This is a genomic window from Actinoplanes sp. CA-015351 (assembly GCF_050955685.1).
In the GTDB taxonomy this organism is placed as follows: domain Bacteria; phylum Actinomycetota; class Actinomycetes; order Mycobacteriales; family Micromonosporaceae; genus Actinoplanes.
This window is the reverse complement of sequence record NZ_CP192102.1, coordinates 3,769,724-3,791,515: the sequence shown is the minus strand read 5'-3', so window position 1 is coordinate 3,791,515 and position 21,792 is coordinate 3,769,724. Positions and strand designations below refer to the sequence as shown.

General features: G+C 69.2%; 25 protein-coding genes and 3 pseudogenes. 15 read left to right on the top strand and 13 right to left on the bottom strand.

Annotated elements, in window-relative coordinates; translation table 11 throughout:
• Positions 1-74: 74 nt before the first annotated feature.
• Positions 75-665, top strand: a complete 591-nt coding sequence (locus tag ACQP2E_RS17170) for a TetR/AcrR family transcriptional regulator (protein ID WP_433832832.1) — start codon at positions 75-77, stop codon at positions 663-665.
• On the opposite strand, the gene ACQP2E_RS17165 is transcribed toward ACQP2E_RS17170, so the two are convergent.
• The gene (locus ACQP2E_RS17165; protein ID WP_433832830.1) at positions 653-904 is read right to left on the bottom strand and encodes a hypothetical protein; all 252 of its coding nucleotides are present in this window, start codon (positions 902-904) and stop codon (positions 653-655) included. The genes ACQP2E_RS17170 and ACQP2E_RS17165 overlap by 13 nt on opposite strands.
• Positions 905-972: 68 nt before the next feature.
• Here ACQP2E_RS17165 and ACQP2E_RS17160 point away from each other — a divergent pair, with 68 nt between their 5' ends.
• Entirely contained in the window at positions 973-1,530 is a 558-nt protein-coding gene (locus ACQP2E_RS17160; protein WP_433832828.1) for a pyridoxamine 5'-phosphate oxidase family protein, read from the top strand.
• A gap of 124 nt (positions 1,531-1,654) precedes the next feature.
• On the opposite strand, the gene ACQP2E_RS17155 is transcribed toward ACQP2E_RS17160, so the two are convergent.
• On the bottom strand, positions 1,655-2,470 hold the full coding sequence (locus tag ACQP2E_RS17155; protein WP_433832826.1) for an alpha/beta fold hydrolase: 816 nt from the start codon (positions 2,468-2,470) through the stop codon (positions 1,655-1,657).
• Between the two features lie 51 nt (positions 2,471-2,521).
• Positions 2,522-3,244 (bottom strand): helix-turn-helix domain-containing protein, encoded by a 723-nt coding sequence (locus ACQP2E_RS17150; RefSeq protein WP_433832824.1) that lies wholly within the window; start codon positions 3,242-3,244, stop codon positions 2,522-2,524.
• A gap of 108 nt (positions 3,245-3,352) precedes the next feature.
• On the opposite strand from ACQP2E_RS17150, the gene ACQP2E_RS17145 reads away from it, so the two are divergent.
• Both ACQP2E_RS17145 and ACQP2E_RS17140 read left to right on the top strand, forming a co-directional pair.
• Positions 3,353-3,790, top strand: a complete 438-nt coding sequence (locus ACQP2E_RS17145; protein ID WP_433832822.1) for a hypothetical protein — start codon at positions 3,353-3,355, stop codon at positions 3,788-3,790.
• A 77-nt stretch (positions 3,791-3,867) separates the two neighbouring features.
• The gene (locus tag ACQP2E_RS17140) at positions 3,868-4,080 is read left to right on the top strand and encodes a DUF3072 domain-containing protein (protein ID WP_433832820.1); all 213 of its coding nucleotides are present in this window, start codon (positions 3,868-3,870) and stop codon (positions 4,078-4,080) included.
• A gap of 76 nt (positions 4,081-4,156) precedes the next feature.
• Here ACQP2E_RS17140 and ACQP2E_RS17135 read toward each other — a convergent pair whose 3' ends face one another.
• A complete protein-coding gene (locus ACQP2E_RS17135) occupies positions 4,157-4,585 on the bottom strand; it encodes a pyridoxamine 5'-phosphate oxidase family protein (protein WP_433832818.1) in 429 nt (142 codons plus the stop codon).
• A gap of 62 nt (positions 4,586-4,647) precedes the next feature.
• Here ACQP2E_RS17135 and ACQP2E_RS17130 point away from each other — a divergent pair, with 62 nt between their 5' ends.
• From ACQP2E_RS17130 to ACQP2E_RS17120, 3 genes are all read left to right on the top strand, one after another.
• The gene (locus ACQP2E_RS17130) at positions 4,648-5,532 is read left to right on the top strand and encodes a phosphotransferase family protein (RefSeq protein WP_433832816.1); all 885 of its coding nucleotides are present in this window, start codon (positions 4,648-4,650) and stop codon (positions 5,530-5,532) included.
• 36 nt (positions 5,533-5,568) lie between these two features.
• A complete protein-coding gene (locus tag ACQP2E_RS17125) occupies positions 5,569-6,306 on the top strand; it encodes a YqjF family protein (RefSeq protein ID WP_433832814.1) in 738 nt (245 codons plus the stop codon).
• 78 nt (positions 6,307-6,384) lie between these two features.
• Positions 6,385-7,215, top strand: coding sequence for an endonuclease/exonuclease/phosphatase family protein (locus ACQP2E_RS17120; RefSeq protein ID WP_433832812.1), 831 nt, complete (start codon positions 6,385-6,387; stop codon positions 7,213-7,215).
• A gap of 90 nt (positions 7,216-7,305) precedes the next feature.
• Here ACQP2E_RS17120 and ACQP2E_RS17115 read toward each other — a convergent pair whose 3' ends face one another.
• Together ACQP2E_RS17115 and ACQP2E_RS17110 are read right to left on the bottom strand one after the other, a co-directional pair.
• Complete coding sequence (locus ACQP2E_RS17115; RefSeq protein WP_433832810.1) at positions 7,306-7,794, bottom strand: hypothetical protein; 489 nt, start codon at positions 7,792-7,794, stop codon at positions 7,306-7,308.
• A 142-nt stretch (positions 7,795-7,936) separates the two neighbouring features.
• Positions 7,937-8,420: pseudogene (locus ACQP2E_RS17110) on the bottom strand (peptidase E).
• A 38-nt stretch (positions 8,421-8,458) separates the two neighbouring features.
• On the opposite strand from ACQP2E_RS17110, the gene ACQP2E_RS17105 reads away from it, so the two are divergent.
• Positions 8,459-9,013 (top strand): sugar O-acetyltransferase, encoded by a 555-nt coding sequence (locus ACQP2E_RS17105; protein WP_433832808.1) that lies wholly within the window; start codon positions 8,459-8,461, stop codon positions 9,011-9,013.
• A 5-nt stretch (positions 9,014-9,018) separates the two neighbouring features.
• Here ACQP2E_RS17105 and ACQP2E_RS17100 read toward each other — a convergent pair whose 3' ends face one another.
• The 3 genes and pseudogenes from ACQP2E_RS17100 to ACQP2E_RS17090 form a co-directional block, all read right to left on the bottom strand.
• Positions 9,019-9,306, bottom strand: a complete 288-nt coding sequence (locus ACQP2E_RS17100; RefSeq protein WP_433832806.1) for a hypothetical protein — start codon at positions 9,304-9,306, stop codon at positions 9,019-9,021.
• A 124-nt stretch (positions 9,307-9,430) separates the two neighbouring features.
• Positions 9,431-9,550: pseudogene (locus ACQP2E_RS17095) on the bottom strand (GlsB/YeaQ/YmgE family stress response membrane protein); the annotation flags it as partial.
• 69 nt (positions 9,551-9,619) lie between these two features.
• Positions 9,620-10,576, bottom strand: coding sequence for a lipoprotein (locus tag ACQP2E_RS17090; protein WP_433832804.1), 957 nt, complete (start codon positions 10,574-10,576; stop codon positions 9,620-9,622).
• 126 nt (positions 10,577-10,702) lie between these two features.
• Between ACQP2E_RS17090 and ACQP2E_RS17085 the strand changes: the two genes are divergently transcribed.
• From ACQP2E_RS17085 to ACQP2E_RS17070, 4 genes and pseudogenes are all read left to right on the top strand, one after another.
• Entirely contained in the window at positions 10,703-10,867 is a 165-nt protein-coding gene (locus ACQP2E_RS17085) for a hypothetical protein (RefSeq protein ID WP_433832802.1), read from the top strand.
• Positions 10,867-12,594, top strand: a pseudogene (locus ACQP2E_RS17080) (alpha-galactosidase); the annotation flags it as partial. The gene ACQP2E_RS17085 and the pseudogene ACQP2E_RS17080, both read left to right, overlap by 1 nt.
• A gap of 66 nt (positions 12,595-12,660) precedes the next feature.
• Positions 12,661-13,017 carry a GH36 C-terminal domain-containing protein gene (locus tag ACQP2E_RS17075; RefSeq protein WP_433833944.1) on the top strand — a complete coding sequence of 119 codons (357 nt, stop codon included), beginning with the start codon at positions 12,661-12,663 and terminating at the stop codon, positions 13,015-13,017.
• 6 nt (positions 13,018-13,023) lie between these two features.
• Complete coding sequence (locus ACQP2E_RS17070) at positions 13,024-15,051, top strand: sensor histidine kinase (RefSeq protein ID WP_433832800.1); 2,028 nt, start codon at positions 13,024-13,026, stop codon at positions 15,049-15,051.
• A 94-nt stretch (positions 15,052-15,145) separates the two neighbouring features.
• On the opposite strand, the gene ACQP2E_RS17065 is transcribed toward ACQP2E_RS17070, so the two are convergent.
• From ACQP2E_RS17065 to ACQP2E_RS17055, 3 genes are all read right to left on the bottom strand, one after another.
• Positions 15,146-15,367: a DUF4287 domain-containing protein gene (locus tag ACQP2E_RS17065; RefSeq protein WP_433832798.1), complete on the bottom strand. Its 222-nt coding sequence runs from the start codon at positions 15,365-15,367 to the stop codon at positions 15,146-15,148.
• 63 nt (positions 15,368-15,430) lie between these two features.
• The gene (locus tag ACQP2E_RS17060) at positions 15,431-15,898 is read right to left on the bottom strand and encodes a hypothetical protein (protein ID WP_433832796.1); all 468 of its coding nucleotides are present in this window, start codon (positions 15,896-15,898) and stop codon (positions 15,431-15,433) included.
• Positions 15,899-16,101: 203 nt separating this feature from the next.
• Entirely contained in the window at positions 16,102-16,653 is a 552-nt protein-coding gene (locus ACQP2E_RS17055; RefSeq protein WP_433832794.1) for a hypothetical protein, read from the bottom strand.
• Between the two features lie 378 nt (positions 16,654-17,031).
• Between ACQP2E_RS17055 and ACQP2E_RS17050 the strand changes: the two genes are divergently transcribed.
• Positions 17,032-17,292: a hypothetical protein gene (locus ACQP2E_RS17050; RefSeq protein ID WP_433832792.1), complete on the top strand. Its 261-nt coding sequence runs from the start codon at positions 17,032-17,034 to the stop codon at positions 17,290-17,292.
• A gap of 51 nt (positions 17,293-17,343) precedes the next feature.
• Here ACQP2E_RS17050 and ACQP2E_RS17045 read toward each other — a convergent pair whose 3' ends face one another.
• Positions 17,344-18,852 (bottom strand): diguanylate cyclase domain-containing protein, encoded by a 1,509-nt coding sequence (locus tag ACQP2E_RS17045; protein ID WP_433832790.1) that lies wholly within the window; start codon positions 18,850-18,852, stop codon positions 17,344-17,346.
• 267 nt (positions 18,853-19,119) lie between these two features.
• On the opposite strand from ACQP2E_RS17045, the gene ACQP2E_RS17040 reads away from it, so the two are divergent.
• The gene (locus ACQP2E_RS17040) at positions 19,120-20,256 is read left to right on the top strand and encodes a PP2C family protein-serine/threonine phosphatase (protein ID WP_433832788.1); all 1,137 of its coding nucleotides are present in this window, start codon (positions 19,120-19,122) and stop codon (positions 20,254-20,256) included.
• On the top strand, positions 20,253-21,788 hold the full coding sequence (locus ACQP2E_RS17035; protein ID WP_433832786.1) for a sensor histidine kinase: 1,536 nt from the start codon (positions 20,253-20,255) through the stop codon (positions 21,786-21,788). The genes ACQP2E_RS17040 and ACQP2E_RS17035 overlap by 4 nt, the downstream gene beginning before the upstream one ends.
• The last annotated feature ends 4 nt before the right edge of the window (positions 21,789-21,792 follow it).

The window sequence follows — 21,792 nt, the reverse complement described above, 5'->3', positions numbered from 1 at the left end:
GAATGTAAGCAGCGATAACAATGTAGTCAATGCTCACAATGTGTTCGTCGCTTACATCACGGTAGGCTCAGATCATGAAGACCCGCCCCTACCACCACGGTGACCTGCGAACCACGCTGCTGGCACTGGCCGAGAACACCCTGCGCGACCGGGGTCCGGCGGAGCTGTCGCTGCGGGAACTGGCCCGTGAGGCAGGGGTCAGCCCGGCCGCGCCGAGCCGGCACTTCAAGAACAAACAGGCGCTGCTCGACGCGCTCGCGCTGGAGGGATACCAGCGGCTCACCGCCGCCATGACCGACGACCTGGTACGGGCGGGTGAGACGTTCGCCCGCAGGCTCGCCGCACTCACCCGTACCTATGTGGCCTTCGCGTCCACCCATCCGGCTCTGCTCGAGTTGATGTTCACCCGCAAACACGAGCCGGACGCCTCCGACGAGCTGATGGCGGCCACCCAGCGACTGCTGACGATGGCGACCGAGGTGATCGAGGACGGCCAGCGCCGGGGCGAGGTCCGTGCCGGATCGATGGAGCTTCTCGCCGTACCCTTGATCGCTGTTCTTCAGGGTTTGACCGCGCTGGCTCTCAGCGGTGGGTTCACCGATGAGCAGGCCGAACAGGGCCTGGAGGAGACGATCGCGTTCATCCTGCGCGGTTACGCGCCGTGACCGCCAGCCGTCAGTGCGCGCCCGCCCCGGCCGGAGCTGACCACTCGGTCTGAGCGGCCATCTGCGCCTTCGTGGACCGCATCAGCACGAAGGCGACCGTCGTGCAACGGCAGCAGCGGTCCCGCGACCAGCGCGGCGATCGTCACCGGCGAATCCCAGACGCGGGACTCCGCCGACGAGAACCCGACCACGGCGAACAGACCGAGCGTCCCGGTGACCGCGGCCGGTACCGCGAACACCAGCAGCCCGATCCGCCCAGTGGGAAACCCGATCGAGCAGCTTGCGGGGACGGGGCAGGATCGGGTCCATGAAGCTGCATGAGCGAATCGACGGGCGGTTGCGGGAGTTCATCGAGGCCCAGCCGATGTTCTTCGTGGCCACCGCGCCGACCGGGCCGGGCGGCCACGTCAACGTCTCCCCCAAGGGCATGGGCGGCACCTTCGTGGTGCTCGGCGAGCATCGGGTGGCATACCTCGATTACCACGGCAGCGGCGCCGAGACGACCGCTCACCTCGACGAGAACGGCCGGATCACCATCATGTTCTGCGCCTTCCAGGGCCCGCCCAACATCGTGCGCCTGCACGGTCACGGCCGTGCGGTCCCGATCACCACCCCTGAGTACGCCGACCTGCTGCGCCTTTTCCCGTCACCGCCGGATACACATGGTGTCCGCTCGGTCATCGACATCGCGGTGGACCGGGTCAGCGATTCATGCGGCTATTCGGTGCCGCTGATGGCGTACGAAGGTGATCGTGATCTGTTGATCCGCTCGCACGACCGCCGCAGCGACGCGGATCTGACCGAATACCGCCGCGTGAAGAACGCCGTCAGCATCGACGGCCGCCCCATCTTCGCGGAGGGCTGAGGCGGCGAGCTTGTGGCCGGTGCGGCAACGGCCCGGCCGGCTTACCTCGATCTTGTCGATCTTCCCGGCCACGCGGCGTCCCAAGTCCACAAGATCAACGATGGTGAGCACGACCTTCCCCGAGTCAGCTCTCCTTGATGAACGTACGCAGCGCGGCGGCCAGCACGTCGGCGGTGGTCGAGTGCTGCTCGCCGGGTACCGGCGCGAGGGTGGCGGTGGGCAGGTGTGCCGCGATGGCGCGGGAACCCGCGGCCAGGGCCGGCCAGGTGTCGATCCCGTGCATCACCAGCACCGGGATGTCGACGTGCTTCCACAGGTCGGGGCGCAGCGGCCGGCCGGAGAGGGTGTCGCCGACCTGCCGGGCGTCGTACGCGATCGTGGGGGCGACCGCCTCGAGTCCGGCCCAGAAGTCCTGCTCGCGCATCCCGGCGACGGCCTCCTCGGGCAGCATGGCCGCGGCGGTCAGGAACAGCGCGACCGCATCACCCGGCCGGCCGCCGGCGACGGCCGCGTCGAGCCGCTCGACGTAGTCGGCGGGCAGCGGCGGGCGGGCGTCGTCGACGGCCGCGCTCGGCTCGAACAGCGCGAGACGTGCGATCGGCACTCCGTCCTGGGCGGCGTTGAGCGCGAGATTGGCGCCGGAGGACCAGCCGAACACGGTCGCCGGGCGCCCCTGGCCGGCCTGCTCGATGATCGCCTCAAGATCCTCGAACTCGCGCTCGACGACGTAGGGCGGGGTGTCGCTGCTCCCGCCGCGACCGCGCCGGTCGTAGTTGACGACCAGGAACTCGCCGGCGAGCAACTCCGCCGTCTCCTGGTTCAGCGGGTTCGTGGCGCGATGGGCGGTAGCGCCGTCGACGATGACGAGCGGGTCGCCGGCGCCCCACGCCGTGTAGGCGATGGTGGTGCCGTCGGAAGAGGTGACGGTGCCTTCGGGCATTGACCTGGCCTTCCCTGGGTACGCGGTGACGGTCACCGCCTGCACACGAGGCTAGGAGCGTGCCGGGTCCTCGGGCTTGTACAGAAGCGACAGCGGATCGGCGGCGGGGTCCGGCTGTCGCAGCTGGGTGGCGGTCCGGCCGATGAACCGTTGCAGGGAGCGGGCCAGGTGCGGCTGGTCGAAGTAGCCGAGCCGGTCCACGACATCGAGAGCGCGGACCCCGGCACCGAGCAGCACCGCGGCCTCCCGCGCCCGGTCGATCTGACGGATCGTGCCCTGGGTGAGCCCGGTGGCCGCGGCCACGCGGCGTTGCAGTGTCCGCGACCCGAGCGGTGCCACGCCGCCCTGCACCACCTCGTGCACGAGCGGGTCACGGACCAGAACACCGGCGCGCACCAGCTTCGCCACGAGCAGCTCCGCGTCGTCGAAATCGGGGATCTGCCACTGCTCGCCGCGCATCAGGAACGTACGGTCGGTCACGTGCCGGCTGCCACGGCCGCCGTCGACGAGCGTGCTGATCGGCAGATGGGGCATCGAGGTGCCGTGCGCGAAGGTGATCCCGAACGACGCCGAGTCACCGGCCGTCTCGGCGTTCGACGCCGTGGTCTCCGGTCCGCGTACGGCGGCGTGCATGACGCCCCGCTGGTCCCAGAAGACCAGTTCCCAGGTCGACGTGGCGATCGAGGTCATCTGGTGCACACCGGAGGTGCGTCCGCGCCAGACCCGGGCCACATAGAGCGAGTCCGACCCGCGATGGTCACTCTCGATCGGCATGGTCCACCCCCGGACAGATCACCGAGCACCCTACCTCGCCGGCCGCAGGAGTTCCGGAAAGCGCGGGGGCAGCAGGAACCCCCAGGGGATGGCATCCGTCGAAGCGGGATGACCGCGAGGACCGTCCGGGTTGCCCTGCTCGCCGCCGGTTGTGCGGTGCTCGGCGCCGTCGCCCTCTGCGGGCCCCGCGCCAGTCCGGAAGCGCCACCGGCCGCTCCGGTGAGCGCACCCGCGAGCCAGGCAGTCTGGAAGACCATCGAATATCGCGGCGTCCGCGTGGATGTCCCCGGAGACTGGGAGCAGGCGAACATGAGCGCCTGCTCGTTCAGCGTTCACAAATGGGCTCCGCCCGGCGCGCCCGCCTGCGATCCGAAGACCGGTGTCGTCTTCTACGGTTCCGCCACCTTCGACCCGGCTCACGGTCCGGGCCTGCGGGAGGCCGGGTCCGAGACCTGGGCCGGTTATGTGTACGCGGGCGCGTTCGCCGTCTACGCCACCAGCACCGACCGCGCCCTCGTTCAACGAATCCTGGACTCGGCACCCTGAGGATGAACCTGGTGTGAGGTGCGGGCCGGTGGGTAATGGCACGGGCGTTCGAAGAACCGGATCGGAAGGACGGCGCCATGACTGACCCGAGCAACGCCACGACGGGTGACAACCGGGTGAAGGACCCCGAGGACTGGACGACCGGGGACGAGCCGGCGACCGGGGCGCAGGAGTCCTATCTGCACACGCTCGCCACCGAGGCGAACGAGGACGTCCCGGACAATCTGACCAAGGCCGAGGCCTCACAGCGCATCGACGACCTGCAGGAGAAGACCGGCCGCGGCCGATGAACCGGGGCCTGCCGGGTCGATGAGCCATTCATCGGCCCGGCGGGAATCAGAGGCTCGCCAACGGCGGCGCCCTTCCTCAGTACGCGTACCGGCTCACCTTCTCCGGATGGATCACGATGCGCAGCTGGTCGGTGGCGAGGATGTCGGCCAGGTCGGCGGCGCGTACCGCGTCGTCCAGATCCCAGTAACGGGCGGCCAGCCGGGCCGCGAGCTCGTTCGCGCCGCCGGCCTCGACCGTGGTACGCCCGGCGATCGACACCCAGCGTTCGCGCTCGCCGACCGGGGCGGCCACCACGATCGAGGCACGGGGGTCGCGGCCGAGACGCCGTACCTTGATCGAGCCGGGCTCGGTGAACAGCTGGATCGTGCCGTCCGCGGCGGCCTCGAACCAGACCGGCCGCGGCTGCGGCGGCTGCGGGCCGGCCGCCACGGTCAGGAACCCGTGCAGCGGCCGGGCCAGAAACTCCAGGTCCTCGGCGGTCAGCAAACCAGTCGCAGTGCTCATCTCGTCCCCTTCGTGATGGCGGTTTCCGTGGCGGCATGTAACCCGCCCCCTATCTTTGCCACATGAGATCCACGGGGACGAATCAAGCGCGGGCGATCGCGGCATCGATTCTCGGGCACGACCCGGGCCCGATGACGACGGCGGACAGTCTCTCCCACCAGGTTCACGTGGCCGGCGGCATCGTCGTGAAGGTCATCGAGGCCGGCGGGCACTCGCGCTTGGATCGGGAGATCACGCTCGGCTCCAGCCTGCCGCCCGGCCTCACCGCGGAGCTGCTCGCCAGCGGCGTTCATGAAGCGGTCCGGTACGCCGCCTACACCCGCGTACCGGGTACCGCTCCCGGCATGGGGCTGCCGGACACCGACACGGCGACCGCGTGCTCCCTCGCCCGGCAGGCGGTGAAGCGGCTCCACACGCTGCACGACTGGGCGCCACCGGCCCACGCCGAAAAGGTGCTGCGGGAGCCGCTCGACCACGGCGGCTTCGCCGGCCGTCCGGCGCTGCTGGCCGAGATCGAAAGCATCGCCGCTGTGCTGCCTGCTGTCCTGCTGGACGGGCTCATGGCGATCGCGGAGACCGCACCCTCCCACGCCGGTGCGCTGGTGCCGGTGCACGCTGACTGCCACTGGGGGAACTGGCTCGCCCTGGACGGCACGCTGACCGCGCTGCTGGACTTCGAGTGGGCACGGTTCGGCGAGCCGATGGACGACTGGTTCTTCCTGATCGCGGACAGCGGGGTGCACACGCCGGCCGTCCTGGACGTGATCGCGGCTGAGACGGGCATGTCGCCGGACGTTCTGCGGGCCGCGTGCGAGGTGCGGGAGGCGAACTACCTCGCCGCCGACATCCGCCTGGCGTTGAGCGAGCCGGGCACACACGCCGGGCTGCTGGATCAGCGGTTGAACCGGTTGCGAACGGTGATCGTTGATCGGGTCTGGCGCTCTTGAGGCGTACCCAAGAAGAGCGTGAGCGATGATGGCAGCGTGAGGATCGAGGATGTGACCACGGAGACCGTGCGGCCGGTGCGGCGTTCGGTGCTGGTGCAGCGCTGGTCCGACCTGGCGTTTCTGCATTGGGCGATCGACCCCGCCCTGGTCGCGCCGCTGCTGCCGGCCGGTACCGTCCCCGACACCCTCGACGGTGTGACCTATGTCGGGCTGATCGGTTTCCGGATGGTCGGGCTCGGTTTTCTGCGCGGACCCGGCGTGCCGTACCTGGGCACGTTCTGCGAGACGAACGTGCGGCTCTACAGCGTCGACCACCAGGGCCGGCGTGCCGTGGTGTTCCTGTCGCTGGACGCCGAACGGCTCCTGCCGGTCCTGACCGCGCGGGCGTCGCTGCGTCTGCCGTACATGTGGTCCCGGATGCGGATGACCCGCAGCGGCGACGTGCTGAACTACACGAGCCGCCGCCGATGGCCCGCACCCCGGCCCGCGACCAACCGGATGACCATCCAGGTCGGCGAACCCGTCGAGACGCCGAGCGCGCTGGACCACTTCGTCACCGCACGCTGGGGACTGCACACACGCGCCTGGGGACGCTCCCTGCACCTGCCGAACGAGCATCCGCGCTGGCCGCTCCGGCACGCCGACCTGCTGGACCTCGACGACAGTCTGGTCACCGCGGCCGGGCTGCCGGAACCGCTGGGCGCGCCGGCAAGCGTCCTCTACTCCCCCGGCGTGCCGGTCACCTTCGGCACCCCGGACGTCCTGCGCGACTGATCGCGCCAGGCGATGCGTCACGGGCGATGCGCGGGCTGCCGAGAAGAATATGGCCCGCACCCCGGTCATAATCACCGGATGCGTGTCGCCACGATGAATGTCCTCGGGCCGGCGAACCCGGACTGGGACCGCCGTCGCCGGCTGATCGCTGAAACGCTACGGCGGCTGAGCCCCGACCTGATCGCGCTGCAGGAGGTGCCGATCGGCAGCGCACCGGAGGTCGTGGACGAACTGCTTGGTCCCGGTTACCACGTCCAAGGCTTCTCGCGAACCGCCGACGACGGTGTGGGTGGCGCTCTGGCAACTCGCTGGCCGCATCGGATCATCGATGAGATCGATCAGCGGTGCACTCCCCGTGCGCAGAGCTTTCCGTGGTGCGCGACGCTGATTGCCGAGGTGGACACTCCCGTCGGCAAGGTCCTGGCCGCGCACCACAAACCGAGCTGGCCATTCGGCTACGAACTCGAACGGCAACAGCAAGCAGTTACCGCCGCACAAGTCCTGGAACACCATGCGGCACGTGTTGACCACGTCATCGTGCTCGGCGACTTCGACGCGACGCCCGACGCGGCGAGCATGCGATTCTGGAGAGGACGGCAGCCCTCCGACGGGATCAGTGTGTGTTACCAGGATGCCTGGGAGACAGTGAACGCGGCCGAACCGGGGCACACGTTCACCGCCGTCAACCCGCTCGTCCATGCCGGTGAAGTGGCTACGGCGTTGTCCCGGCGCATCGATTACATCCTGGTCCGGTCGGGTGATCACGGCCCGACTCTCCAAGTCCGAAGGTGCGACCTGGTCCTGGACCGTCCCGTCGACGGGGTGTGGGCCAGTGATCACTTCGGTGTGGTCGCAGACCTGGAATCGCCGGATCACGCACCGGGATCATGGGGAGCGCGCTCGTTCTGATGCCGCGCCTTCTGCGCGAATGGCCGCCGCGGTACGCACCGAGCGCCGCCGTGATTGCCCGGCGCGAACCGGGCAATCACCGCCGGTCGATCAGAAGTTCGTGGTGACGCCGGCCTTCTTGCAGCCCGCGTTGATCTCCTTGCTGGACTTGGCTGTCTCCTCCGAGTCCAGGGCGGCAGCCGGGTCGGCAGCCTTGGCAGCCTTCTCCGACGCCGCGATCTGCGCCTTGATCGCCGTGGCGATCTCACTGTCCGCGCCCTCGGTGGCCGTGGTCAGCTTGGCCGCGAAGTCCTCCAGCATCGCCTTGGCGTCAGCGGGCGCGATCTCCTCGGCACCGCTCTGCGCCAGCGTGAGGATGGCAGTCTTGAAGGCGTCGACCGCCTTGTTCGCCTCCTCGCAGAGCTCCTTGTCGGTCTTCGAGGCAACCGCGGTCGCGGTGGGTTCGGCCGCGGAAGTGGCGGCAGTGGCAGACGCGGTGGTGGCGGCAGCCGGAGCGGCCACCTCGGTAGCGGCCTCATCACCGCACGCGGCCAGGCCCATCAGGGAAACGCCAAGGAGAACAACGGAAGCAAGTCGCATAGAAATCACACAGCGAGACGCTAGGTGATCTTGACGACGAAGATCAACACTCTGTTCGTACCCTATCGATGAACAAACGGTGGACAGCGCGATCAAAACCCGCGCCCCGCCGGCTCTCCCACTGAGCGCCGGCACGGTGGGATCAGCCGAGCTTCGTCCACTGCCCTTCGGAGATGACCTCGACCGCGCCGTCGACGACGGTGATGGCTGTCTGCTCGTCGATGGCGTAGGCCGGCCCGCCGATCCCCTTGGCCCATCGCTCGGCGTCGGCCAGGGTGTTCGTCGGGAAAGCGTCCAGGTGCGGGAAGATCGAAAAATCGACAACCCCGAGGGTACGGTCGTCCGGCGCGCCCGGACCCAGGGCACCCATCGCTGCGCGCCGGCGCTGGGCAGCGCGGTCAGCTCCAGGACACCGAGGGACGCCACCCCAGCCCGGACAGATAGCGGGAATCGGGCCCGGCGGCCACGAATCGGCGTACCGAAGAAGGTCCGCACATCGGGTGACCCCACAGCGTCGTCGGTACGCAGAGAGCGTGGCTCTCGGCGATCGGCTTGCCGAGAAGCCGCACGAGCGCGGCCTCGATGCTCGGGTTCGTGACGCCACCTGAGGTGAGCAACAGCTTCACGGTGCCTCCAGATCGGTCCGGCGTGTCAGCATCATCTCGTGCGCAACGAGCAACGACTACCCACCCGGACACCGGAGTCACGAGCTTTCGCGGAACGCGTTCAGGTCGTCATGAGCCTGACGGCACGCCTCAACGCGCTGCCGTTCGACGACCTCGCGGGGCGGGACACCGTGCTCACCGAGATCTTCGGCGGGCCGGTCCCGGATTCGCTGACGATTCTGCCGCCGTTCTACTGCGACCACGGGCTCAACGCCTCGTTCGGCGAGCGCGTGTTCATCAATCAGGGATGCTATTTCCTCGACTTCGGAGGCATCACCATCGGTGATCGCGTGCTGATCGGGCCCCGGGTGACCCTGAGCACGGCCGGGCATCCCGTCGAGGTCGGCGAGCGGTTCGCGTACATCACGCACGCGCCGATCGTCATCGAGGACGACGTGTGGATCGGCGCGGCGGCCACGATCGCACCTGGAGTGACGATCGGTCACGGCTCGGTCGTCGGCGCCGGCGCGGTCGTCGCGAAGGACGTGCCGCCGCTGACAGTGGTGACAGCGACGAGCATCGTCGAACGGAAACGCCTGAAGCCGGAAAGCTGATCAGATCAGAAGGGTGGTGCGTCCTCGCCCATCAGCGCGAACACGACGCCGCCCTTGCCGCTCTTGAGGCTCTGGACCACGACCTTGCCGGTGCTGCCGTCCGGCAGCTCCAGCGTGAAGGTCTTGCCGACCGCGTTCTTGGGGCCGTTGCCGGCGCTGTTGGCGGGGCGGAAGTCACCCGCCCAGGGCGGGACCCCGCCCTTGCGCGCGGGCTCGGCGAAGAGCGCGGCGGTGCCGGGAGTGCGGGTGCCGTCCGAGGAGAGGAGGACTGAGGCGCTGCGAAAGGTAGCCATATGCGGTAAGGCTATCGCGAACAGCGCCCGCGCGGTGCCACGACTTCCGCGCTGAGAGCCCGAAATCACCCGGACAGCACAATGCCCGCCGAGTTGACCCCGGCGGGCATTGATGAAGCGTTGCTCAGCGGCGTCCGCGCGTCCCGGCGACGAGGGCGACGCCCACAGCGGCGAGGCCGACCTGGAGCGCGAGCTCGATCCAGTCGACGCCGGCGGTGTCGTCGACACCGAGAGCCGCGGCGAGGCTCCTTGCCGAGGGGTGGTTGGTGCCGGCCGAACAGTTCCCTCTGCCCTGCGTCCGCCAAACCGTGAACTATGTGACGGTCAGCGTCTTCGTCGCCAGTTCGTACGCCGGCAGCATGGCCTTGTGCTCGGCGGCGTCGAGACCACCCAGGTCAAGCGCGATCACACCCGACCCGGCGTTCACCGCGAACGCGCGGTGCGGCAGCCACTCCTCGGTCAGCTTCTGGTACTGCTCGAAGCTGACGTCCAGCCCGTCCAGGCCACCGGCCGTGACCGGCGTGTAGACGACCTTGCGGGTTTTCGATTCGGTGAGGAACGGCTTGAGCGCGCCCCGCAGATCCGCCTGCTTCGACGGGCCGGTCCAGACGCGCAGGAAGCCGATGTGCCCGGCCGGCTTGGCGTCGATCTCGCAGGCCAGCCGCAGCGTGCCCTTCTTGGTCAGCGCGGCGAGCGGGTCGTCCTCGGCGACGTCGACCTTCTTGGGGTTCCAGTCGTCGGCGAGGTCGAACGTCACCGGCAGGTCGCAAACGGTGCCGACCGGGGTGCCCGCGTCGGACGTACCGGTCGCTCCGGCAACCGGGGCGGACGACTCCCCGGCGGACGGGCAGAACTGGTCGAGCTTACCGATCGCATCCTCGAACTGCGCGGTGTCTGGGTTGTCCGGCGAAGCGGCGACACCGGCCGCCGCGTCGGCGATCCCGGTCAGCACGGCCACGAACGCCGGATCGGTGGCGCGGGCCGCGTCAGCGCGCATCTGGGTGCCGAGCTTGCCGAACGTCTCGGTGTAGACCTTGGCGAGAGCCGCCTCCGGATCCGGCTCGTCGGCGACCTCGCCCATCTTGGCGAACAGGTCGACGACCACGTCCCGCGCGGCGGTGCCGCTGGACTCGCAGATCTCGGCGGTGTTGCTCGCCGGCGCCACGGAAGCAGCGGGCGCCGAGGACGACGAAGAAGAAGACTCGGCACAACCGGCCAGCAGGACCGTCACGCCGAGGGCGGCTATCGAAAAGTAGGCATTTCTGATCACGGCCGGTGACTGTACGCGACCCCCGCACCCATCGCAGCCCGCCGATTCCCCGGCGATGCCCGCCACGGAACAGTTGACTGGTTCGTGCCCGGTTGAAACGATGTACGACCGGTGAGAGGACACAGTGTGCGCGAACGAACCATGCTGGCGACGGCAGCCGTGGCGCTCGTCGCGGCGTTCTCATTGCTCGCCGCCGGCCCGCCGATCCCCGCCGGCCAGGCCGAGACGGACAGCCTCGACATCGTGGTCATCGAGCCCGCCCCGGCGGACTGGGACTGCCCTTACCTGTGATGGATGAGCTGCTGCACTGGCGTGCCGGTGGAGTGAGCCTGGTGCTGGACTGCACCGGTCCTCGCCTGCCGCGGATCCTGCACTGGGGCGCCGATCTCGGCGAGGTCGCCCCCGCAGAAATAGCCGCGCTGACACTCGCCTCGATCCCGCAGCCGGTCTCCAACACCATCGATGTGGCCGTGCCGGTCAGCCTGCTGCCCGAGCAGTCGGCCGGCTGGACCGGGACGCCGGGGCTGACCGGGCACCGGGAGGGGCGCGCGTTCTCCACGTTCTTCGAAACCCACCAGGTGAACCAGGAACCGGGGCATCTCGCCGTCCACGCCCGGGACACCGGCGCCGGCCTCTCCCTGCTGATCGAGATCGAGATGACCGAGCACGGCCTGCTGCGCCAGCGGGCCACTGTCACCAACGACGATCCCGGCTCGGTGTTCCAGGTCGACAGCCTCACCCCGACCTTCCCGGTGCCCACCGAGGCCGGCGAGATCCTCGACTTCACCGGCCGGCACAAGCGGGAACGCATCCCGCAGCGGCAGCCGTTCGCCGCCGGCACCCGGCTGCGCGAGAACCGGCGTGGCCGCACCGGCGCGGACTCCTCGTACATCCTCGCGGCCGGCGAGACCGGGTTCGGGTTCCGGGCCGGCGAGGTCTGGGGCATTCACCTGGCGTGGAGCGGCAACCACCGTACGCTCGCCGAACGCACCTCCACCGGCGTCTCCCTGCTCGGCGGCGGTGAGCTGCTGCTCTCCGGCGAGGTCCGGCTCGCGCCCGGGGCGTCGTACCGCAGCCCGTGGCTCTACGGCTCCTACGGCTCAGGCCTCGACCAGCTTTCCCATCGCTTCCACCGGTACCTGCGATCCCGGCCGCAGCACCCGCACACGCCACGGCCGGTCATCCTGAACACCTGGGAGGCGGTCTACTTCGACCACGACCTCACCAAACTGACAGCGCTGGCCGACGTCGCGGCGCAGGTCGGTGTGGAACGGTTCGTGCTCGACGACGGCTGGTTCCGGCACCGCCGCAACGATCGGGCCGGGCTCGGTGACTGGTACGTCGACGAGACCGTCTGGCCCAGCGGCCTGCACCCGCTTGTCGACCACGTGCGCGCGCGGGGCATGGGGTTCGGCCTCTGGGTCGAACCAGAGATGATCAACGTCGACTCGGATCTGGCCCGCGCCCACCCGGAGTGGATCCTGTCGACCGGCGGCCGGCTCCCACCCGAGGCCCGTCACCAGCAGGTCCTCGATCTGGGGCACGAGCAGGCGTACGCCTATCTGCTGGAGCGCCTCGACGCGCTGCTGGCGGAGTACGACATCGAGTACCTCAAGTGGGACCACAACCGGGATCTGATCGACGCCGGCCACTCCCCCGGCGGTGAGGCCGGCGTGCACAACCAGACCCTCCAGGTGTACCGGCTGCTCGACGAGCTGCGCGCCCGGCATCCCGGCGTCGAGATCGAGTCCTGCTCGTCCGGCGGCTCCCGGGTCGACCTGGGCATCCTCGAACGCACCGACCGGATCTGGGCCAGCGACTGCAACGACGCCCTGGAACGGCAGGCCATCCAGCGGTGGACCGGCCTGCTCGTACCGCCCGAGATGGTCGGCGCCCACGTCGGCCCGACCGTCTCGCACACCACCGGCCGGGTGCACACCCTCGACTTCCGGGCCGGTACCGCGCTGTTCGGCCACTTCGGCATCGAATGGGACCTGACCAGAGCCGGCGCTGAGGACCGGGAACGCCTCGCCGAGTGGATCCGGCTCTACAAGCAGCTCCGCGGCCTGCTTCACCGCGGCGCTGTGGTGCGCTCCGACCATCCGGACCCGTCGCTGTGGGTGCACGGCGTCGTCGCCGACGACCTCTCCGAGGCCGTCTACACCCTGGCGGCCACTGCCACCCCGGTCTGGTCACCCCCGGGTCGGGTACGCCTTCCCGGCCTCGACGCCGAAGGCCTCTACCGTCTCGTCCCGCTGGCACCGGCCGACGAGATCCGCGCGCCCGGCGGGCGACGCCTGCCCTGGTGGGACCAGGGTGTTGAGCTCAGCGGCCGCGCACTGGCCGTCGCCGGAGTCCAGGCGCCGGTCCTTTTCCCCGAAAGACTCGTTCTAATCCAGGCGACCCGCACCAACTCAGCAACGGCTCGGCGACGCCGATAAGGGGAGGTGAGTTACCGGCTCGCACTGGCCCGGACCGTGCTGTTCGCTCTGCTTTTCGGCACGGCGGTGTACATCGGGCGCCGCAGTGCCCTCGACCACGCCGGCACGTCGCTGGTGTGGCCGGCCGCGGGCGTCGGGGCGATCTGGTTCTGCGCGCAGCGCTTTGCGCGTACGAAATGGTTGGATTTTGTGGTGTTGCCGGTGGTCTTGGCCGCGGTGATGCTGGCGACCGACGCACATCCGGCGCAGGCCGCGGGCTACGGGGTCGCGGGGTTCGTGCAGGCGAGCGTGTTCGGCGTGCTGCTGTCGCGGTGGCGACCCGGCCTGTGGGGTGGCGGCGGCACCGAGCCGATGCGCGCACCGCGCGATCTGTGGGCACTGCTCGGGGCGGCGTTCGGCGCGAGCGTCTGCGGATGCGCCGTCGGATCCCTCGGCGAATGGCTGGACAAGGGCAGATATCCGCTGGAACTCGTGGTGCTGAGCCTGGCCCGCAACACCGCCAGCATCCTGATCATCGGGTCGGCGGGGATGTTCGCGGGCGCGGCGCTGAGTCGTTGGGGTTCGTGGCGGCTCCGCCTCCGGCTGGCGGGAACGTCGCACTGGCGGATCTTGGAGTACGTCGGCATCGTCGCCTGCACCACCGGGGCCTATCTCGCCGGATTCGCCTACGAGGACCGGCTGCCGCTGTCGTTCGCCCTGCTGGGCTGGACGGTCCTGGTCGCCACCCGGCTGTCGTCGCCGTTCGTGCTGCTGCACAACTCGGTGGTCGGGGCGATCGCCGTGCAGTACACCCTCGGCGGCTCCGGCCCGTTCGCCGACGTCCAGGACTCCGCGGTGCGCGCCGTCATCGTGCAGCTGTTCGTCGCCCTGGTCTGCGTGGTCGGGCTCGCCCTAGCCCTCGGCCGCGACGAACGCCGCCACCTGCACAACCAGCTGGCTCGGGAGAAAGACCTGCTCAGAGCCATCATCGACTCGATGGCCGACGGCCTCGCGGTGATCGAGCCGGACGGCCGCGTCTCGCTGCGCAACCCCGCCGTCAGTACGCTGCTCGGCGGCGTGACCAGCCCCGGAGACCGGATGGCGGGCGCCGGGTTCTACGGCCTCTACCACGTCGACGGCACCCCGGTCCCGGACAATGATCTCGCCTACCTGCGGGCCCTGGCCGGCCAGGACGTGCACGGCGTGGAGATGCTGGTCCGCAACTCCGGCGTGCCGGAGGGCCGGTTTGTCAAGGTCAACGCCACCGCCCTGCTCCGTCCGGACGGCAGTCACCGGGCGGTGGTGCTCTTCCACGACGTCACCGCCGAGCACCGGCACCGCGACGAACTCACCAACTTCGCCGGCGTGGTCGCCCATGACCTGCTCAATCCCCTGGCCGGGGTGGACGGCTGGACCTCGGCCGTGCACGAATCGGTCGCCGCCGCTCCCCCGCACCCGAGCCTGGAGCAGGCCCTCGACGACCTGGACCGGCTCAGCCGGACGTCAGCGCGGATGCGGGGATTGATCGACGGGTTGCTCGCGTACACGACAGCCCGCCAGGCGACCGCCTCGCCCGTCCCGGTGGACACCGTCGAGTTGGTCGCCGATGTGACGAGCGCCCGCGCCGACGCGGCAGTCGCGGCCGGGAAGGTGGAGCCGAAGTTCTCGATCGGCGTCCTTCCCCCGGTTGCGGCGGATCCGGTGCTGCTGCGGCAACTACTGGACAACCTGATCGGCAACGCGATCAAGTACACCGCTCCTGGCGTGACACCCTTTCTGACCATCGACGCCCACCGGGCCGGCGACCTCGTCACGTTCACGATCGCCGACAACGGCATCGGGATCCCGCAGGGCCAGCACGCCGCCATCTTCGGAAACTTCCACCGCGCCCACACATCAAGCACCTTCTTGGGTACGGGATTAGGCCTGGCAATCTGCCAACGCATCGTGGAGCGCCACGGCGGCACGATCAGCGCGTCGGACAACCCGGGCGGAGGCTCGTGCTTCACGTTCACGTTGCCGGCGGCGACGGTGCCAGTCCTGGCCCCGGCGTGAGGTGCCAGTCCTGGCCCCGGCGTGAGGTGCCGCTGGAGTATCGCCGTGCCCGGGCCTCATCCGTCGTCAGTCTCGATCATGTCAGTGCCGGAACTCAGCTCGTCGTCTCAGCCTTCGTCTCGGCCAGGGTGTGTGCCACCAGGGCGTTGGCGTGCCCGTGCCCGAGCCCGTGCTCGGTCTTCAGCCAGGCGACCAGCTCGCCGTGCCGGGTCAGCGGAGACGCCCGGATGAGGTCCTTCCAGTGCGGGATCGGTTTCCCGTACTTCTTCTCGATCGACGGAAAGTAGCTGGCCGGGCCCTTCACTGGTTCAGTCACAGTCATACACGCTAGACCGCCGCCGCACCCGAAACTCATCGCCGAATCAGGCCGGGCCACGGATCATCCAGAGCGGTTCCCTGCCCGGTCAGAGCGCTCGCCCCATCCCGGCGTCAGCGACACGAATGCGCCCGCACCCGTCAGACGCGTGGCAAGAAGCTTCATTTCGGCCGGCGTACCGAAGAGACCGACGCCGGTCAGCGACTCGACTGCCTCGACTGCATCCGCGATCGTGGCTCCTTGCCTCCGGAAAACAGAGAGGAGCCGTACCCTCATCGGCTCGATGCTCTCCCGGTCAACGCGCAACCTGGTCAGGCCCTCCTGGTCAACGAGCCGATCGCGCCAGAAGCCGGGCATCTCCTCCCAGCCGCACTGCTCTTCGGCGTCACCGCACTGGCCGCAGCGGACGGAGACCGACCAGGCGACGCGATCCCCCACCACACTTTGGGCGACCGAAACCACCGCGACGGCGCCGCACGCTGCACACCGCTGCTCGATCGTTCCCACGCCAAGTGATTGTCCGTCGTCCATGGCGCAAAGGTAGCCCAACCGTGAATAGCCCGCCGAGAGGAAGGGTCCTTGGCCCCGCCCTGGCGCGCGCCCAGCCCGCGCAAAACTCATGCCGTCATGAACGCGTCGCCCATCCGAGAATCGCCCTATTTCGTGGGTCGAATACGGTATCGATCCTTTTCCCGGAGGCCCGCGTTCGCGAATACGTCGTTTCCGGTGGTGATTCATGTGCCGGCCAATCGCCGCGGCGGGCAGTGACGTGGGTGTGTCGAATTGCCCGCTCTTGTGGATGCGAACGGGAGGTCCGGGCCTGAGCGGCACGGGCAACCGGAACGCACCGGGTCCAGGCCGTCGCCAATGCCGATGCCGATGCCGTCGCCGATGCCGATGCCGATGCCGATGCCGATGCCCGATCGTGGGCCGACCTCGACGGCGCCGCTTCCCGGGTGCCCGCTGGCGCATGCGTCGCTGGCCCGGGCGTCTGGTTCGCTCGAAGCGCCTGACCGGAGACGGAATGCCGGCTGTCGACGCGAGATCCAAGCCCTCCCCCTCGGATCGAGGATCTCGGATGACGCGTTCCGGATCTCCCTGACCAGAACTTTCACCTGCCACGGAAGCTGTGAGCGCTGCAGGCGCCAGGCATGCCGTTGCGCCAAACCCCACGACCAATGCCGATCGTGCTCCCGACGGAAATCCGCCGCCGCCGCCGAATAGTCACGGCGCAGCGTCCGATCCCGAAGATGCCTGGTCGGGAACAATGAGAGCTGCTGCGCCATGCCTCCATTCTCCGCAGCCCAGCCACAATCAACGATGACACCCGCCCGATCTTCACATCAAGAAATGTTTGGAAATCCCCGAACTTCCCAGGCCCGGCGCGTACCCGAAATTGCACAACAATGATGAGGTTCCTATCCCTCAACCGGCCAGGAGGAAATTTCAGCGGCACCGACGCGAACCTTGGCCCAGTCGATGATCCGGAGGCGGCCCGTCGAACGTCGTTCGCCTCCCCCGGCGGGAATCTCTTGCCCGGTGGCAGGTGTGGAACCTAAATCACCCACCAGAACGGTTTCGGCTCGGAGAGCGCTGGGCACGCTTCTCTACGTAGGCAAGACGCAGTAGGCAAAGACGTCGCAGGCTGAAGGAGAGAACAAATCGTGAAGGTTTTCAAGCTTGCCGCCGGTTTCGCCGTGGGCTACGTGCTCGGCACGCGTGCCGGCCGTGAGAAGTTCGAGCAGATCGCCGCGACCGCCCGCCAGGCCAGCGCGAACCCCCGCGTGATCCAGGCGCAGGAGAAGGCGAAGGCGCTGCTCAACACCGGCACCGAGAAGGTCAACGCCAAGCTGGCCGCCGCGAAGCCGACCTCGGCAACCACCCCGGAACCGACCTACGAGTACGCCACGAAGCCCCTGGTCTAGGTCAGGAAACACGCTGAAGCGCCCGGAGGAAGTGCGAACCCTCCGGGCGCTTCAGCGTGTGCTGGAAACGTACAACCGGTTCCGCCCGGCGCGCTTGGCCGCGTACAGCGCCGCGTCCGCCCGCGCAACCAGCTCCTCCGCGGTCTCGCTGCCGTCCCACTGAGCGGCCCCCGCCGAGAACGTCTGCCCCAGTGGCGTCACCGACTGGAGCCGTTCGATGACGCGATCAGCATCCGCCAGCCGCGCATGATCCAGGATCGCGCCGAACTCCTCACCGCCGTACCGCGCGAGCAGATCCTCCGGGCGCACCTGCGTACGCCAGGCGGCCGCCGCAACGGTCAGCAGCTCGTCCCCACCCTGATGGCCGTGCTCGTCGTTGTACCGCTTGAAGTGATCGAGGTCGATGATGGCGACCACGACGGCGTTGCCGTGCCGGCGCGCGGCGGCGATCCGCCGGTACAGCTCCAGGTCCCAGGCCCGCCGATTGGGCAGCGTCGTGAGCGCGTCGATGTGCGCCACCGCGTCGAGCTGCCGAGCCTTGTCCTGCACCTGACCCACCAGGTCGACCATCCGCAGCGAGACCAGCGCGAACAGCATCATGCAGCCGATACCGGCCGCCTTCCAGTCGACGTTGCCGTTCTGGAGGAAACCCTGGGCGAGCAGCAGCGCCGGCGCGGCCATGCAGGCCAGGTTGACCAGCAGCACCCGCCGCGGCGACATCTCGGTGACCGGGCGCAGCGGCCGGCCGGTGAGGATCCGCATCGACGGGTGGATCGCAGCGCCGGCCATCAGGAACGCGGCGAACGACGTGACCGGCTGCAGATCGGGCACCCCGACCGCGAAGATCAGCGGCACCAGGGTCGCCATGTGTGTCACGGTCTGGAGCAGCACCGAGGCGCTCATCTGCCAGAACGAGGCGTTGCGCTGGCCACGTGAGGTGAAGAACCGGACGAGCACGCCGACCAGCAGCACATCGCCGAACGGGAACAGCGCGGTGAGCATGTCAGCGCCCGGCAGCGCATCACCCAGCCGGATCAGCGGGGCGATCACCAGCAGCCAGCACGCCAGGCCGAGCCCGACGCAGATCATCGCGGTGTCCAGCAACCCGGCGCGGTCGCGCCGCCAGGAGGCGCCGCGCACGATCAGCAGCAGGGCCGCCGCCTCCAGCGGGTACACCGCCAGGAACACGGCGAACGCCACGGTGCTCGCACCGGCCATCCAGAGGGTGAATCCGCCGACCATGACCAGACCGGCTGACGCCAGCAGCAGCCACGGCCCTCTCGGCTTCGGCCGGTTCAGCACCACGCCGGCCACGATCCCGGCGCTGAACAGCACCGGCATGGCGAACGCCAGATAACCGCCGGCCGGGCTGGTCGCGTCGGTGAACATCTGACCGCCGCAGAACACCAGCGCCCCGGCGAGCCACGCCCACCACAGCCGGATGTGCCGGGCGTGCGTGGCGGCGTCGAGCTCGGAGACGGGTTCCGGCTCGGTGGTGCGGAGAACGGCGACATCGACCGGTTCACCCCGGTCAGCGCGGTTCAGCACCGACTGCGTCACCTGCGCCGCCCCTCTCCCGGCACGACATCGAGACACATCACCGTGTCACGTCACCGTGTCACGTCACCGTGTCACCTCATCGAGATACTCATCGGCAGCGACCCGCACACCGCTAAGCCGGTTGGCTGATCCCGAATCGGACATCATTTGCTGTCTGACAAATAGTTCGCGACCCCGATGGGCCATACTTCTCCGGCAGCCCGCGGGAAAGGATCACGACATCAACACCATTGAGTACGCGTCAGCGCCCGCCGGCGCCACATCGCGGTGACCGGCACGCGGCTGCGGGTCCTGCTCGTCGAGGACGACCCGGGTGACGCCTTCCTCGTCGGCGAGCTGCTCAGAGACAGCGCAGGCTTGTTCGACCTGGCCGTCGCGGCCAGCCTGGCTCAGGCCCAGACTCTGCTCGCGACCACCGACTGCGTGCTGCTCGACCTCGGGCTACCCGACGCCGAGGGCATCGACGGGCTGCGCAAACTGCTCGCGATGGCGGGCAGCGCGGCGGTGTGCGTGCTCACCGGCCGCTCCGACGAGCACCTCGGCATGGTCGCCGTCGCCGAGGGCGCCCAGGACTACCTGATCAAAGGCCAGGTCGACGGGCTGCTGCTCGGACGCGCCCTGCGGTACGCGGTCGAACGCAAACGCGCCGACGAGAACGCCCACCGCCTGCACGACGTCGAGCTGCTCCAGGCCGAGTCGGAGCGCCTCGAACGCGGCCTGCTCCCGAAACCTCTGATGTCGGCGACAACGGTCCAGGTGCACACCTTCTATCGCTCCGGCCGGGCCGAAGGCCTGCTCGGCGGCGACTTCTACGACGTGGTGCAGACCGGGCAGACCCTGCGCGCCATCGTCGGCGACGTCGGCGGGCACGGCGCCGACGACGCGGCCCTGGGCGCCCGGCTGCGGGTGGCCTGGCGTGCCCTGATCCTCGCCGGGGTGCCGGACGACCGGGTGATCCCCGCGCTGGAGCAGGTCCTGATCAGCGAACGCCGCATCCGCGAGGTGTTCACCACCGTCGTCATGACGACCATCGACCTCGACGACAACCAGGCGACGGTACGCCTCGCCGGCCACCCGCCACCCGTCCTGCTCGCCGACGGAACCGCCGCACCGGTCCCGGCCCGCACCGGACTGATGCTGGGCGTCGAAACTCGCCCTGTCCCCGCGTACCAAATGGATCTTCCCTCGAAAGACTGGTCCTTGCTGATGTACACCGATGGGTTGATCGGACGCCTCGATCAGGTGGGACTGTGCCGGCTGCTGGTCGAGGCGGGCGGGCTCACGCCGCCGGTGCCGGTGCCGTCGCTGCCGGCCTGGCTGGTGGATCGCGCCGAACGCGCCAGCGGCGGCCGGCTCGGCGACGACGTCGCGATGCTGCTGATCACGAGAGGGCAGGGCCGATGAACTGGTTCGAACTGCGTACCTGGACCCTGCGGCGACGCGTCGCGGCGCTGGTCGCGGTCGCCGGTGTGTTCATGGCCGTGATCGGCGTGCTCACCGTGGTCACCACCACCCGCAGCAACGACCACCTGGACACCATCCTGGAGAAGACCGGCCCGATGCGGGTCGCCGGCCAGGAGCTCTACTCGGCCTACCTCGATCAAGAGACCGGGGTACGCGGATTCGCCCTCAGCCGTTCCGCGGAGAACCTGCAGCCGTACGAACGTGGCCGCGAAGCCGAGGAGAAGCTGCTCAGCGACATCGAGCGGCTCAACGCGAACAACGGCCACGCCGCGATCACCGCCAGCGTCCGGCAGGTCCGCGAACTGGCGACCGAGTGGCGGACCACCGTCGCCGAACCGGTCATCGGCTCCGGCGGCACCGGCGGCGCCTCCAACCCGGTCCAGCTCGACGATGCGGCCCGCACAGCCCGGTTCGACGCGGTACGCACCGCGGTCACCGGCCTGCAGGCGAACATCCTGGTCCTGCGCAACGAAGCCGCGGACGCCGCCCGGAGCACCGGCTCGACGCTGGTCGTCCTGGAGATCACCGCCGGGGTCATCGTGGTCGTCGTCGGCATCCTCATGCTACTGCTGCTCGACCGCCTGGTCAGCCGGCCGGTCACCGATTTCGCCGCCCAGGTCCGGCAGGTCGCGGCCGGCAATTACGACCGCCGGATCACCACCGACGGCTCCCCCGAGCTGCGGGACCTGGCCGACGACGTGGACGGGATGCGCCTCAAGATCGCCACTGAGTTGTCCGAGGTCCGCGAGGCCCGCGCGCAGGTCGAGGCCGCGAAGGAGGCGCTGGAGGCACAGGCCGCCGAGCTGACCCGATCGAACCGCGACCTGGAGCAGTTCGCGTACGTCGCCTCGCACGACCTTCAAGAGCCGCTGCGCAAGGTCGCCAGCTTCTGCCAGCTCCTCCAGCGACGGTACGCCGGACAGCTCGACGCCCGCGCCGACCAGTACATCGCCTTCGCCACCGACGGCGCCCAGCGGATGCAACGCCTGATCAACGATCTGCTCGCCTTCTCCCGGATCGGGCGCATCACCACCGGGTTCACCCCTGTCGACCTGACCGAGGTGGTCACCGCCACGGCCGACGGCGACACCCATGTCACCTGGTCCGAGCTGCCCGTGGTGCACGGCGAGGAGCCGCTGATCACCACGGTGTTCGCCAACCTGATCGGCAACTCGCTGAAGTTCCAGCGGCCCGGCGTGCCGCCGGAGGTGCACATCAGCGCCGAACCGGACGGCGACTTCTGGAAGATCAACGTACGGGACAACGGGATCGGCATCGAGGCCCAGTTCGCCGACAAGGTCTTCGTCATCTTCCAGCGCCTGCACGCCCGGGACGCGTACGAGGGAACCGGCATCGGGCTCGCCATCGTCAAGAAGATCGTCGAGTACCACGGCGGTCACGTCTGGCTCGACCTCGACGTCGAGCAGGGCGCCTCGATCTGGTTCACCCTGCCGGTGACACCGGCCGATTAGGATC